13 protein-coding genes are annotated in these 12,640 nt (G+C 62.6%); 10 read left to right on the top strand and 3 right to left on the bottom strand.

What is annotated here, in order from left to right:
• Positions 1 to 190: 190 nt before the first annotated feature.
• From BLU15_RS28285 to BLU15_RS28275, 3 genes are read left to right on the top strand one after another with little or no spacing between them, the layout of a single operon-like run.
• Positions 191 to 781 carry a shikimate kinase gene (locus BLU15_RS28285; protein ID WP_034806536.1) on the top strand — a complete coding sequence of 197 codons (591 nt, stop codon included), beginning with the start codon at positions 191 to 193 and terminating at the stop codon, positions 779 to 781.
• A complete protein-coding gene (gene aroB / locus BLU15_RS28280) occupies positions 774 to 1,907 on the top strand; it encodes a 3-dehydroquinate synthase (protein ID WP_090299900.1) in 1,134 nt (377 codons plus the stop codon). The genes BLU15_RS28285 and aroB overlap by 8 nt, the downstream gene beginning before the upstream one ends.
• A complete protein-coding gene (locus BLU15_RS28275; protein ID WP_060518524.1) occupies positions 1,904 to 3,211 on the top strand; it encodes an HlyC/CorC family transporter in 1,308 nt (435 codons plus the stop codon). Before aroB ends, BLU15_RS28275 begins: the two co-directional genes overlap by 4 nt.
• 15 nt (positions 3,212 to 3,226) lie before the next feature.
• Here BLU15_RS28275 and BLU15_RS28270 read toward each other — a convergent pair whose 3' ends face one another.
• The gene (locus tag BLU15_RS28270) at positions 3,227 to 3,508 is read right to left on the bottom strand and encodes a BolA family protein (protein ID WP_060518522.1); all 282 of its coding nucleotides are present in this window, start codon (positions 3,506 to 3,508) and stop codon (positions 3,227 to 3,229) included.
• A 145-nt stretch (positions 3,509 to 3,653) separates the two neighbouring features.
• Here BLU15_RS28270 and BLU15_RS28265 point away from each other — a divergent pair, with 145 nt between their 5' ends.
• The 5 genes from BLU15_RS28265 to BLU15_RS28245 all read left to right on the top strand — a co-directional run bounded on the left by BLU15_RS28265 (position 3,654) and on the right by BLU15_RS28245 (position 9,273).
• Positions 3,654 to 4,289 (top strand): J domain-containing protein, encoded by a 636-nt coding sequence (locus BLU15_RS28265; protein WP_090299898.1) that lies wholly within the window; start codon positions 3,654 to 3,656, stop codon positions 4,287 to 4,289.
• A 74-nt stretch (positions 4,290 to 4,363) separates the two neighbouring features.
• Entirely contained in the window at positions 4,364 to 5,359 is a 996-nt protein-coding gene (gene cobS / locus BLU15_RS28260; RefSeq protein ID WP_034806552.1) for a cobaltochelatase subunit CobS, read from the top strand.
• A 105-nt stretch (positions 5,360 to 5,464) separates the two neighbouring features.
• Positions 5,465 to 7,360, top strand: coding sequence for a cobaltochelatase subunit CobT (cobT, locus tag BLU15_RS28255; RefSeq protein WP_034806554.1), 1,896 nt, complete (start codon positions 5,465 to 5,467; stop codon positions 7,358 to 7,360).
• Between the two features lie 185 nt (positions 7,361 to 7,545).
• Positions 7,546 to 8,550: an esterase-like activity of phytase family protein gene (locus BLU15_RS28250; protein ID WP_090299925.1), complete on the top strand. Its 1,005-nt coding sequence runs from the start codon at positions 7,546 to 7,548 to the stop codon at positions 8,548 to 8,550.
• Between the two features lie 270 nt (positions 8,551 to 8,820).
• Positions 8,821 to 9,273, top strand: a complete 453-nt coding sequence (locus tag BLU15_RS28245; protein WP_162731774.1) for a GNAT family N-acetyltransferase — start codon at positions 8,821 to 8,823, stop codon at positions 9,271 to 9,273.
• A gap of 103 nt (positions 9,274 to 9,376) precedes the next feature.
• Here BLU15_RS28245 and BLU15_RS28240 read toward each other — a convergent pair whose 3' ends face one another.
• Positions 9,377 to 10,018, bottom strand: a complete 642-nt coding sequence (locus BLU15_RS28240; protein WP_090299896.1) for a VUT family protein — start codon at positions 10,016 to 10,018, stop codon at positions 9,377 to 9,379.
• 171 nt (positions 10,019 to 10,189) lie between these two features.
• On the bottom strand, positions 10,190 to 10,480 hold the full coding sequence (gene rpmB, locus BLU15_RS28235) for a 50S ribosomal protein L28 (protein ID WP_034806568.1): 291 nt from the start codon (positions 10,478 to 10,480) through the stop codon (positions 10,190 to 10,192).
• A gap of 387 nt (positions 10,481 to 10,867) precedes the next feature.
• On the opposite strand from rpmB, the gene BLU15_RS28225 reads away from it, so the two are divergent.
• Both BLU15_RS28225 and BLU15_RS28220 read left to right on the top strand, forming a co-directional pair.
• Positions 10,868 to 11,644, top strand: coding sequence for a DUF3108 domain-containing protein (locus tag BLU15_RS28225; RefSeq protein ID WP_034806574.1), 777 nt, complete (start codon positions 10,868 to 10,870; stop codon positions 11,642 to 11,644).
• Between the two features lie 97 nt (positions 11,645 to 11,741).
• Positions 11,742 to 12,632: an aromatic amino acid exporter YddG gene (locus tag BLU15_RS28220; protein WP_089044491.1), complete on the top strand. Its 891-nt coding sequence runs from the start codon at positions 11,742 to 11,744 to the stop codon at positions 12,630 to 12,632.
• Positions 12,633 to 12,640: the final 8 nt, after the last annotated feature.

Genomic DNA, 12,640 nt, shown 5'->3' with positions numbered 1-12,640 from the left:
TTACATGCAGGCGTTCAAACGGCCAGTGCGTTTCAGGCGCTCGGAATGAGCGCGCGACGCTGTGGCGGGTGCCAGACCTATATGAACGCCGCTTCCGCCGAGTTCAAGAACCGTGAGCGGACGCGCGCGACGACTTGACGCTACACCCCGATTTGTCGATACCGAAAGGGAATGGGGAATAAGAAGTCCAATGAACGACGTGATCGAACCGGTTTCCGCAACGCTTGCCGAGCGGGCGAAGCTTGTACTCGGTAAACGTAATCTCGTGTTCATCGGCCTGATGGGCGCCGGCAAATCGGCAATCGGTCGTTTGACGGCTCAGGCGCTTGGCATTCCCTTCGTCGATTCCGACCATGAGATCGAGCGCGTCTCGCGCATGACGATCAGCGATCTCTTTGCCCGCTATGGCGAAGACGAGTTCCGGGCGCTTGAAACGCGGGTGCTGAAGCGGCTCTTGCGCAGCGGTCCGCGCGTGGTCTCGACCGGCGGCGGCGCCTATATCAACGAGCGCTCGCGCCGCCAGATCAAGAAGGGTGGCCTGACGGTCTGGCTGAACGCCGAGCTCGACGTGCTCTGGGAGCGGGTCAACAAGCGCGACACCCGGCCGCTGCTGAAGACCGAGAACCCGAAGCAGACGCTCGAAAACCTGATGAATGCGCGTTACCCGATCTACGCCGAAGCGGACCTGACGGTGCTGTCGCGCGATGTGAAGAAAGAGACGATGGTCGAGGATGTCCTCACCGCCGTCATCGAGTACCAGGACAAGAAGACCCATGAATAGCCATGCGATGCCTGCCGCCGAACGCAAGGTCCGTGTCGACCTCGGTGACCGTTCCTACGACATCCTGATCGGTCCCGGGCTGATTGCGGCGGCCGGTGAGGAAATCGCCGCCCGCCTCAAGGGGCGCAAGATGGCCGTCATCACCGATGAGAACGTCGCGCCGCGCTACCTTGAGCCGCTGATGGCGAGCCTTGGGGAGTGCGACATCGACGCCGTGTCGCTGGTGCTTCCCGCCGGCGAAAAGACCAAGAGCTTCGAACATCTGATTCCGGTCTGCGAAACGGTGCTTGGCGCCCGGATCGAGCGCAACGATGCGGTGATCGCGCTTGGCGGCGGCGTCATCGGTGATCTCACCGGCTTTGCCGCCGGCATCGTGCGCCGCGGCTCGCGCTTCATCCAGATACCGACCTCGCTCTTGGCGCAGGTGGATTCCTCCGTCGGCGGCAAGACCGGCATCAATTCGCCGCACGGCAAGAACCTGATCGGTGTCTTCCACCAGCCGGATCTGGTGCTGGCCGACACCGACGTGCTCGACACCTTGAGCGAGCGCGAATTCCGCGCCGGTTATGCCGAGGTCGCAAAATACGGGCTGATCGACAAGCCGGACTTCTTTGCCTGGCTCGAAAACAACTGGCAGGCGGTCTTTGCGGGGGGTAGCGCCCGCATTGAGGCGATCGCAGTCAGCTGCCAGGCCAAGGCGGACGTCGTGGCGGCGGACGAACGCGAAAATGGCCTGCGCGCGCTGCTCAATCTCGGCCACACCTTCGGCCATGCACTGGAGGCGGCGACCGAATACGACAGCGCCCGGCTGGTGCACGGTGAGGGCGTTTCGATCGGCATGGTGCTGGCGCATCAGTTCTCGACGCGCATGAACCTTGCGAGCGCCGACGATGCAACCCGTGTCGAGGCGCATCTGAGGGCCGTCGGCCTGCCGACGCGCATGTCGGAAATTCCCGGTACACTGCCTCCGGCAGATCGGCTGATGGACGCGATTGCCCAGGACAAGAAGGTCAAGGGCGGCAAGCTCACCTTCATCCTGACGAAGGGTATTGGCCAGTCCTTCGTCGCTGATGACGTCCCATCCTCCGAGGTTCTGAGCTTCCTGAGGGAAAAGCACCCGCAATGACCGGCGAAGCCTTCATTGCCTTCCTGGCGGAGTACTGGCTGTCGATCCTGTCAGTCTTCTGCCTGCTTGTGCTTTCGGGCTTCTTTTCGGGTTCGGAGACGGCGCTGACCGCCGCGTCGCGCTCGCGTATGCATACGCTGGAAAACAACGGCGAAGAGCGCGCCGGCATCGTCAACCGGCTGATCGAGCGTCGCGACCGGCTGATCGGCGCGCTGCTGATCGGTAACAATCTCGTCAACATTCTTGCCTCGTCACTGACGACGAGCCTGCTGATCGGTCTCTTCGGCGACAGCGGCGTGGCGATCGCCACACTCGCCATGACCGTGCTGCTCGTCATCTTCTCGGAAGTACTGCCGAAGAGCTGGGCGATTGCCTCGCCGGATCGTTTCGCGATTGCCGTGGCACCGCTCGTCCGTCTCTTCGTCGCCGTCGTCGGCCCGGTTTCGAGCCTCGTCAACGGCATCGTCCGGCGCCTGCTTAACATCTTCGGCATCAACCTGGCCTCCGACATGTCTATGCTGTCGGCGCATGAGGAACTGCGCGGCGCCGTGGACCTGCTGCACCGTGAGGGCTCGGTGATCAAGGCCGACCGCGATCGGCTCGGCGGCGTGCTCGATCTTGGCGAGCTTGAAATCTCCGACATCATGATCCACCGCACCAGCATGCGGGCGATCAATGCCGACGAGCCGCCGGAAACCTGCGTCCGCGATATTCTCGAAAGCCCGTTCACGCGGCTGCCGCTCTGGCGCGGGTCGACGGACAACATCATCGGCGTCGTGCATTCCAAGGATTTGCTGAGGGCGCTGGCCGAACCCAATGTCGAGCCGGAAAACCTCGATATCGTCAAGATCGCGCAGAAGCCCTGGTTCGTGCCGGACACGACCAACCTCAAGGATCAGCTCAACGCGTTCCTGCGTCGCAAGCTGCATCTGGCGATCGTCGTCGACGAGTATGGTCAGGTTCAGGGTCTGGTGACGCTGGAGGACATTCTGGAGGAAATCGTCGGCGATATCGCCGATGAGCACGACCTCGACATTCAGGGCGTGCGCCAGGAAGCCGATGGCTCGATCGTCGTCGATGGCTCGGTGCCGATCCGCGATCTCAACCGCGCGCTCGACTGGTCGCTGCCGGACGAGGAGGCGACGACGGTGGCCGGTCTGGTCATCCACGAGTCCAAGAGCATTCCGGAGGAACGCCAGGCCTTCACCTTCCACGGCAAACGCTTCATCGTGATGAAGCGGGTGAAGAACCGCATTACCAAGCTGCGCATCCGCCCGGCGGAAGAGGGCGCTCCGCTGGCCTGATGGCCGCGATTGCCTCTACCAGCGGGTCGGCTCGCCGGGGGCTGCCGGCTCGACGGCGAGCGCATGCAGGCCGGCGTCGAGTTCTGGCTTCAGGAGATCATTGATGGCGCGGTGGCGGGCGACACGGCTCATGCCGGCAAAGGCGCTAGAAACGATACGCACGCGCATGTGGGACTCGCCGGTACCATCGAAGCCCGGCTGATGGCCGGCATGCTGATGGCTCTCGTTGATGACCTCGAGCCGTTCAGGGTGGAAGGCCTCGATCAGCTTCTTTTCGATGGTCTCGGTGAGCGACATTCTTCCGTCCCATTTTGCTGTTTGCTTGGCGCCCCCTCGCAGTTAAGAACCCGGTAATCGCTGGCACGGCGGCGCAAAATGCCCGCACAAAGCCAGCAACATTCCGCTTTGTCAATTCTTGTTGTGACTCCCGCCAAACCCCATAATGAGCGCCATGAGACTCGATTCAAAATACTTCGATCGCATTCGAACCCGGCGCAAGGTCGAGCCGCAGGCAGAGCCGGCGGCTCCCGTCTGTCAGTGGGACGGCTGCGATCAGAAGGGTGTGCACCGGGCGCCCGTCGGTCGCAACGCCGAGGGGCAGTACTTCATGTTCTGCTTCGAGCACGTGAAGGAATACAACAAGGGCTACAACTTCTTCTCCGGCCTCTCCGACAGCGAGGTCGCCCGCTACCAGAAGGAAGCGATCACCGGTCATCGGCCCACCTGGACTGTCGGCGTCAACAAGAACGCGAAGAACGGCCCGACCCAGTCGCAGACGCGGTCTGGCTCTGCCGGCGCCCAGGCCCGCATGCGCGATCCCTTCGGCTTTGTCAGCGAGGCACGGGCGCGATCCGGTCGTCCCGAGCCACGTCAGCGCAAGCTGAAGACGCTCGAGGCGAAGGCCTTCGAAACGCTTGGTCTCGGAGCCTCGGCGACCACTCCCGACATCAAGGCGGCATACAAGGACCTCGTCAAGAAGCATCACCCCGATGCCAATGGCGGAGATAGAGGATCGGAAGAGCGTTTTCGCGCGGTTATTCAGGCCTACCAATTGTTAAAACAGGCTGGTTTCTGCTAACAACCCGGATTAATACAGAAGCACTTTTGCAGGCGAATGCGCGGGTGCCGTCCGGTGGCCGCTCTGGAGACATGATGAGCAAGATTGACCTCGACATTTCCAACCTCCCCGACACCACGATTTCCGTCCGGGAGGTTTTCGGCATTGATACGGATTTGCGCGTTCCTGCCTATTCGAAGGGCGACGCCTATGTCCCGGATCTGGATCCGGACTACCTCTTCGACCGCGAAACGACGCTCGCCATTCTCGCAGGCTTCGCCCACAACCGACGCGTGATGGTGTCGGGCTATCACGGCACCGGCAAGTCCACCCATATCGAGCAGGTCGCCGCGCGCCTCAACTGGCCGTGCGTGCGCGTCAACCTCGATAGCCATGTCAGCCGTATCGACCTCGTCGGCAAGGACGCGATCGTCGTCAAGGACGGCCTGCAGGTCACCGAATTCAAGGACGGCATCCTGCCCTGGGCCTACCAGCACAATGTCGCGCTCGTCTTCGACGAATACGATGCCGGCCGCCCGGACGTCATGTTCGTCATCCAGCGCGTGCTGGAATCCTCCGGCCGCCTGACGCTGCTCGACCAGAGCCGTGTCATCCGTCCGCACCCGGCCTTCCGCCTGTTTGCGACCGCCAACACCGTCGGCCTCGGCGACACGACCGGCCTCTATCATGGCACGCAGCAGATCAATCAGGCGCAGATGGACCGCTGGTCGATCGTCACCACGCTGAACTACCTGCCGCACGACAAGGAAGTCGACATCGTCGCCGCCAAGGTCAAGGGCTTCACTGCCGACAAGGGCCGCGAGACCGTCTCCAAGATGGTACGTGTCGCCGACCTCACGCGCGCAGCCTTCATCAATGGCGATCTCTCGACCGTCATGAGCCCGCGTACGGTCATCACCTGGGCCGAGAACGCCCACATCTTCGGCGACATCGCTTTCGCCTTCCGCGTGACCTTCCTCAACAAGTGCGACGAGCTGGAGCGGGCGCTGGTCGCCGAGCACTACCAGCGCGCCTTCGGCATCGAGCTGAAGGAAAGCGCTGCCAACATCGTGCTCGAAGCCACCGCCTGATCCCACGGCCTGCCGTCCCCTTTGGGAGGGTGGGCCATGACGCTGTGGCAAACCGGATGACGCCCCACTGGGGCGCCGTCGCCTCTGGCTGAAGAAGGAACTGTCGTGAGCTCGAATTCGAAGGCAAAGCCAACCACGCGCGAGAATGCTGCGGAACCGTTCAAGCGGGCGCTTTCCGGCTGCATCCGATCGATCGCGGGCGATGCCGAGGTGGAAGTCGCCTTCGCCAACGAGCGGCCGGGCATGACCGGCGAACGCATCCGTCTACCGGAACTTTCCAAGCGCCCGACCCTGCAGGAACTTGCCGTGACCCGCGGGCTCGGTGACAGCATGGCGCTGCGCAAGGCCTGTCACGATGCGCGTATCCACGCGACCATGTCGCCGCAAGGCGCAGATGCCCGCGCGATCTTCGATGCGGTGGAGCAGGCGCGTGTCGAGGCGATCGGGTCGCTGCGCATGGCGGGTGTCGCCAAGAACCTCAACGTCATGCTCGAAGAGAAATACGCCAAGGCGAATTTCGCAACGATCGAGCGCCAGGCGGACGCGCCGCTCGGCGAGGCCGTAGCGCTGCTGGTGCGCGAGAAGCTGACGGGCCAGAAGCCGCCGGCATCTGCCGGCAAGGTGCTCGACCTCTGGCGCGAGTTCATCGAGGGCAAGGCTGCCGGCGACATTGAGCACCTGTCGTCGACGATCAACAACCAGCAGGCCTTTGCCCGGGTCGTTCGCGACATGCTGACCTCGATGGAAGTCGCCGAGAAATACGGTGACGACGACAACGAGCCGGACGAGCAGGAAAGCGAGACCGACGAAGACCAGCCGCGCAGCCAGGAGCAGGACGAGAACGCCAGCGACGAGGAAGCCGGCGACGATGCCGCACCCGCCGACGAGAACCAGGCTGCCGAAGAGCAGATGGAAGAAGGCGAGATGGACGGCGCGGAGATCTCCGACGACGACCTCCAGGACGAAGGCGACGAGGACAGCGAAACGCCCGGCGAGGTCAAGCGTCCGAACCAGCCCTTCGCCGACTTCAACGAGAAGGTCGACTACGCCGTCTTCACCCGCGAGTTCGACGAGACCATCGCCTCGGAAGAGCTTTGCGACGAGGCCGAGCTCGACCGGCTGCGCGCCTTCCTCGACAAGCAGCTTGCCCATCTGCAGGGTGCGGTCGGCCGGCTTGCGAATCGGCTGCAGCGCCGCCTGATGGCGCAGCAGAACCGCTCCTGGGAGTTCGATCTCGAAGAGGGCTATCTCGACTCGGCGCGACTTCAGCGCATCATCATCGATCCGATGCAGCCGCTCTCCTTCAAGCGCGAAAAGGACACTAACTTCCGCGATACCGTCGTGACGCTGCTGATCGACAATTCCGGCTCGATGCGAGGCCGCCCGATCACGGTTGCCGCCACTTGCGCCGATATCCTGGCGCGCACGCTCGAGCGCTGCGGCGTCAAGGTCGAGATCCTTGGTTTTACCACCAAGGCGTGGAAGGGTGGGCAGTCACGCGAGAAGTGGCTGGCCGGCGGCAAGCCACAGGCCCCGGGTCGCCTCAACGACCTGCGACACATCGTCTACAAGTCTGCCGACGCTCCGTGGCGCCGCGCACGACGCAATCTGGGCCTGATGATGCGGGAAGGCCTGCTCAAGGAAAACATCGACGGCGAGGCGCTGATTTGGGCGCATGAGCGGCTGATGGCGCGGCGCGAACAGCGGCGCATCCTGATGATGATTTCGGACGGCGCGCCGGTCGACGACTCGACGCTGTCGGTCAATCCCGGAAACTATCTGGAGCGTCACCTGCGCGCGGTCATCGAGCAGATCGAAACGCGCTCGCCGGTGGAACTGCTGGCAATCGGTATCGGCCACGACGTGACGCGCTACTATCGCCGTGCCGTCACGATCGTCGATGCCGATGAGCTTGCCGGCGCGATGACCGAACAGCTGGCCGCACTCTTCGAGGACGAAAGCCAGCGCCGCGGTTCTTCGCGTCTTCGCCGCGCCGGGTGATGCTTCCCCCTTGGGGGCGGTGGAACATCGCCTCCGAGCTGCCAATCGGCACCTGCACGCATCGCTGGCGGCCGAAGTCAATTTACGGACATAGTTTTACAGTCTACCAAGCTACCATGCGTGGCGGGCTCACTGTGAGCGCACGCCGCGTCATTCCCGATGCCCCCCTGAAGGTACTTCTCTTGATGCTTGGCCGCGGTCTCCTAGCCCTTTTCCTCCTGACTTCGGCCTGCCCGGCATGGTCCGCTTCCGATAGCGAAGACCTGCCGATCCGCAGCCGCCAGATCAGTAATTTCGCTGTCGGCTCCAGCGCCACCCGGTTTGGCGCCCTGGAGTTTCTCGGCGGTCTGGAGATGACCTCGTCAAATCCGCTGTTCGGCGCGGTTTCGGCAATCCGCTTTCGTCCTGACGGCAGCTCTTTCGTTGCCGTCATGGATACCGGCCACTGGCTGGAAGGTGCGGTAACCCGCGACGAGCAGGGACGGCTTTCCGGTATCACCAACCTGACCGCCACGCCGATGGCGGATCGTAACGGTGATGTCGGCCTGGCGAAATGGAAGGTGGATTCCGAAGGGCTTGCCCTTCGAGAAGGCCAGGCGATCGTCAGTTACGAGCAGGCCCATCGCATCGACATCTATCCGGATCCGGGTTTTGCCGGCTCGAAGCCGATCGGAAGCCTGGCATTGCCGTTTCCGATCAGCGAGCTGCGCAGCAACGCCGGCATTGAGACGATCGCGGTCTCGCCGAAGGATAGCCCCCTCGCGGGCGCCATGATCGCCATTGCCGAACGCAGCGTCGACAAGGCGGACAATCTTTTGGCCGGCATCCTCGACGGGCCACAGCGCGGCGCATTCAGCGTCGTGCGCAAGGATCCCTATGCGGCAACCGATGGTGCCTTCCTGCCGAACGGCGACCTCTTGCTGCTGGAGCGACGTTTCTCCTTCGGCTCAGGTCTCGGCATGCAGATCCGTCGGATCCCAGGCGATAAGATCAAGCCCGGCGCGGTCGTCGACGGCGAAGTCCTCCTCGAAGCGGACATGGGCTACCAGATCGACAACATGGAAGGCCTCGACGTCGTCGTGCGTCCCGACGGCGAAGTGCGGGTCATCGTCGTCTCCGACGACAACCATTCGATCCTCGAGCGCAACCTGATGCTGGAGTTCCGGCTCAACACCGCGCTGACACAATAAGCCAGCCAACTCCTGAATAGTGCGATCCGCCCGATCGTGTGGAGATCCGGCCAAGAGCCGGTGAAGGATCGAGCCGTCTCGCTCGGCGGGGCTGCGCAGAGGCCCGAACAAGCTCGTCCGATGCTTGACGGTGTCCCGGCAAAGGCCTATTGGCCGATTGTCCGTTGAAGGAGATTTATGCGCAGAGGCTGAAAATTTACCCGCATTCGCGGTTGTTCAAGGCGCCGAACAGGCGTCCCTCTTGACGCATATCTATTGAACGGAAAAACCATGAAAAAAATGGGTGTGATGATCCGCGCCTATCGTGCTGCGGATTTGGAAGAACTGTCGGCCATCTGGTTCGAGGCCTCGATAACGGCGCACGCTTTTGTCGGCGAGGCGCGGTTGTGTGAACAGCGCCTGTTGATCGAGACCGTCTATCTGCCGAACGCGGAGACTTGGGTCGCCATCCGGGACGGCGAACCGGCCGGGTTCGTCAGCTTGCTCGACGATTTCATCGGCGGGCTGTTCGTCTCGCCGCGACACCAGGGTGCCGGCATCGGCCGCTTGCTGGTTTCGCATGCCCTGCAGCTGAAGGGGCAGCTCCGCTTGGAGGTCTACACCGCCAATTCGCAGGCCTATGCCTTCTACGAGAACCTCGGCTTTGAAGAACAGTCCCGGCGGTCGGAAGACGACGAAGGGCTGCCATTCGAAAACGCTCAGATGCTTTTGAAGCAGCGCTAGAAGGTGAGGCGCGGGGAAGGGCGGCTGCTGCTCTTCCCCGCGCCTTGCAATCGACGCCCGGTCGCCGCTTCGGCGCGGGCCGAGGCGTGCCGGCAGGCGGCCCTTAGGCCGCCTGCTTTTCCGCAGCGGGCATGGGCTTCACGATGCTCATCAGCGCGCCATAGGGGAGCAGCATGACGAGGCCGCAGAGGATCTTCACGCTCAAGTCACCGACCGCCCAGGAGATCCAGCGCGGTGCTTCAGCCGCAAGTACGCCGAGGAGCGGTGCGGTTTCCAGCGCAAAGCTGTCGTTCGGGCCGAAGAACACGAAGAACGGTGCGAACGCAAAGGAGAAGAACATTGCGGTATCGAGCGCCGAGCCGATCAGCGAGCCTGCGAGCGGCGCATGCCACCAGCTCTGACGGCGGAGCCGGTTGAACACCGATATGTCCAGGAGTTGACCGAACAGGAAGGCCGAGCCCGACGCGATAGCGATGCGCGGCGTGGCGGCGACGATGGAGAGCAGAATGGCGACGATGAAGCCTGCGACTACCACGCGACGCGCGATGCGCGGCCCGAACTGGCGGTTGGTAAGGTCGGTCACCAGGAAGGCGAAGGGATAGCTGAAGGCGCCCCAGGTGAGGAGATCGCCGAGCTGCATACCGGCAATCGAGCCCGGTAGCGGAAACTGAACGAGGATGTTCGAGGCGACGACCACGAGGGTCATCAGCGCGACATGGACGAAGAAAGTGCGGTTGATCAGCATTTTTTTATCCTGGGGTATGCCACCAGCTAGAGGGATGAAAGCAGGGCAGTGCACCCGGCCGATGAAGGCAAAAGCGCGTATCGGTTAAGAAACGTGCGCACGAGAAAAAGGCTTGCCGGATGAACCCGCAAGCCTTTTAAACGCGTGTCAAAGACGGTGCGCTGGCGCCGATTAGGCGGCTTCAGCAACCTTCTTGACGATCTGGCGACGCAGCAGGCGAGCGCGCATGCTCAACTCGTTCTCGTCCGACTTCAGCAGGAAGGCGTCGAGGCCGCCACGGTGTTCAACCGAGCGGAGAGCAGCTGCGGAAACGCGCAGGCGGTAGCGCTGGCCGAGAGCATCGGAAATCAGCGTGACGTTGCACAGGTTCGGAAGGAACCGGCGCTTGGTCTTGTTGTTGGCGTGGCTTACATTGTTGCCCGACTGGACGCCCTTGCCGGTCAATTCGCAACTACGGGACATGGTACACCTATTCTCTTTATCGCCGCCGGACAATGCGGTAGCGGGCCCAGAGCCCAGGCCGCGTTCCTAGGCCATTATTGGAAAGTCGCGGTTCTATAGTCAGAGACGGCCCGCCCGTCAAGCCAAACCTCTTGCATTCTCGGAAAACCGCGGTTTTTCCCGGCCGATCTGCCCATGCGAAGCGCTATCCGGGCAACAATAATGGTGCGTGAGACCCATTCCAAGCGGTTTTGCTATGCGCTATTTCTTGACCGAGGACACACGACGGTTTGGTTCCGTGATTGGACCGACCGCGTAGCCGGCGACAGCGAAATGGCGCAGAAAAGCCGTAAACACCCTGCATTTCAGGGTATTGCGGCGATGTTCAAGTGATGGATTCCTAAAGGCATGAAGTTGCGAAATGGCTTTCGCGGGGCAATGCTGCTTTCGGCGGTCTTGTTTTCCACAGCATCATCGGCCGCCGATGCCGAGCATCTGACGGATTACAGCATCTCGCTGTCCGGTCTGCCGGTGGCGCGCGCCTCATTCCACACCGAGGTTCAGAAGAATCGCTACACGATATCGGGGACGCTGAAATCGGCGGGCCTGCTCGATATCCTCAGCCGCACGTCGGGCCAGACACAGGTTTCCGGCGTTGTCGACAAGGATTACCTGCGCGCGTCGCAATATTCGATGTCCTATCGCAGCGGCTCGAAGAGCCGGGCGATCAGCGTTACCTACCGCAACGGCAATGTCGTGCATGCGAGCATGACGCCGAAGCGCACGCCTTTGCCGAAGAACTGGGTGCCGGTCACCTCGCGCGACATGCGCAACGTTCTCGATCCGCTTTCGGGGCTGATCATTCCGGCGCAAGCGCGCGTCTGCCCCAACACCCTGCCGATTTTCGACGGCGAGTCGCGGCTCGACATCAAGCTTTCGCCGAAGGGCACCAGGCCTTTCAAGACGAAGGGCTTCGAAGGCGAGGTGATCGTCTGCGGCATCCGCTTCGTGCCGAAGGCCGGCTACAAGAAGGGCCGCGAGGACGTCGAATATCTGCGGCGACTGCAGACGATGGAAATCTGGTTCGCCAAGGCTGAGACCATGAATGTCTATGCCCCCGTCTATGTCCGCATCCCCACCAAGCTCGGGCCGGTCACGGTCTCGGCGACGCGATTTGGTGGTTGACGCGCGATCGCGTGCAACTAAAAGGTTAAATACCAGCAAGCACCGTGATTTTGACGGCGCAGGTTTCCGTTGAGAGAAATCGCGCCCGGGGACGACTATGAAACTCAAGGCAACTCTGATCGGTTTTTCGGCCATCCTGATGTGGTCGCTGCTCGCGCTGTTCACGGCGGCATCGGGCAAGATGCCGCCGTTCCAGCTTTCGGCAATCTGTTTCCTGATCGGCAGCCTGCCCGGCCTTGCGGTGCTTGTGGCAAAACCGGAGCGCCTGGCGCTGCTCAAGCAGCCGGCGAAGGTCTGGATCACGGGCATTGCCGGCCTCTTCGGCTATCACTTCCTCTACTTCACGGCGCTGCGCAATGCGCCGGCGGTGGAGGCCGGGCTGATCGCCTATCTCTGGCCGCTCTTGATCGTTGTCGGTTCGGCACTGCTGCCGGGGGAGCGGCTGCGCTGGTATCACATCGCCGGCGCGCTTGCGGGCCTCGTCGGCACGATCCTGATCGTCGCGCGCAACGGCGTCGCCTTCGACGATGCCTATCTCATCGGCTATGGCGCGGCCTTCCTCTGCGCCTTTACCTGGTCGGGTTATTCGCTGATCACACGCCGCTTCGAGGCGGTTTCGACCGATGTGGTCACCGGCTTCTGCCTTGCCACCTCGATCCTGTCCTTCGTCTGCCATCTCGCGCTCGAAACGACGGTCTGGCCGGCGACGACCTTCGAGTGGCTGGCGGTCGCGGGCCTCGGCCTCTTGCCGGTGGGGGCGGCCTTCTATGCCTGGGACTTCGGGGTGAAGAACGGCGACATCCAGCTTCTCGGCGTTTCGAGCTATGCAGCACCGGTGCTCTCGACGCTGATCCTGATCCTCTTCGGCTTTGCCGAGCCATCCTGGCGCATAGCGCTTGCCTGCCTGTTCGTCACCGGCGGGGCGGTGCTCGCCGCCCAGGATCTGATCTTGCGCAAGGATGCCGCGGCCACCCAGCCGGCGGAATAGTCCGAAAG

It is taken from the genome of Ensifer sp. YR511, assembly GCF_900103045.1.
Classification (GTDB): domain Bacteria; phylum Pseudomonadota; class Alphaproteobacteria; order Rhizobiales; family Rhizobiaceae; genus Ensifer; species Ensifer adhaerens.
The sequence above is the reverse complement of the archived record's forward strand: the minus strand, read 5'-3'. Positions and strand labels throughout refer to the sequence as shown.

Excerpts from the sequence above, each read along its gene's own strand:
- BLU15_RS28285 (WP_034806536.1), top strand. The coding sequence starts at position 191 with ATGAACGACGTGATCGAACCGGTTTCCGCAACGCTTGCCGAGCGGGCG.
- aroB (WP_090299900.1), top strand. The coding sequence starts at position 774 with ATGAATAGCCATGCGATGCCTGCCGCCGAACGCAAGGTCCGTGTCGAC.
- BLU15_RS28275 (WP_060518524.1), top strand. The coding sequence starts at position 1,904 with ATGACCGGCGAAGCCTTCATTGCCTTCCTGGCGGAGTACTGGCTGTCG.
- BLU15_RS28270 (WP_060518522.1), bottom strand. The coding sequence starts at position 3,508 with ATGTCGCTCACCGAGACCATCGAAAAGAAGCTGATCGAGGCCTTCCAC.
- BLU15_RS28265 (WP_090299898.1), top strand. The coding sequence starts at position 3,654 with ATGAGCGCCATGAGACTCGATTCAAAATACTTCGATCGCATTCGAACC.
- cobS (WP_034806552.1), top strand. The coding sequence starts at position 4,364 with ATGAGCAAGATTGACCTCGACATTTCCAACCTCCCCGACACCACGATT.
- BLU15_RS28250 (WP_090299925.1), top strand. The coding sequence starts at position 7,546 with ATGCTTGGCCGCGGTCTCCTAGCCCTTTTCCTCCTGACTTCGGCCTGC.
- BLU15_RS28245 (WP_162731774.1), top strand. The coding sequence starts at position 8,821 with ATGAAAAAAATGGGTGTGATGATCCGCGCCTATCGTGCTGCGGATTTG.
- BLU15_RS28240 (WP_090299896.1), bottom strand. The coding sequence starts at position 10,018 with ATGCTGATCAACCGCACTTTCTTCGTCCATGTCGCGCTGATGACCCTC.
- rpmB (WP_034806568.1), bottom strand. The coding sequence starts at position 10,480 with ATGTCCCGTAGTTGCGAATTGACCGGCAAGGGCGTCCAGTCGGGCAAC.
- BLU15_RS28225 (WP_034806574.1), top strand. The coding sequence starts at position 10,868 with ATGAAGTTGCGAAATGGCTTTCGCGGGGCAATGCTGCTTTCGGCGGTC.
- BLU15_RS28220 (WP_089044491.1), top strand. The coding sequence starts at position 11,742 with ATGAAACTCAAGGCAACTCTGATCGGTTTTTCGGCCATCCTGATGTGG.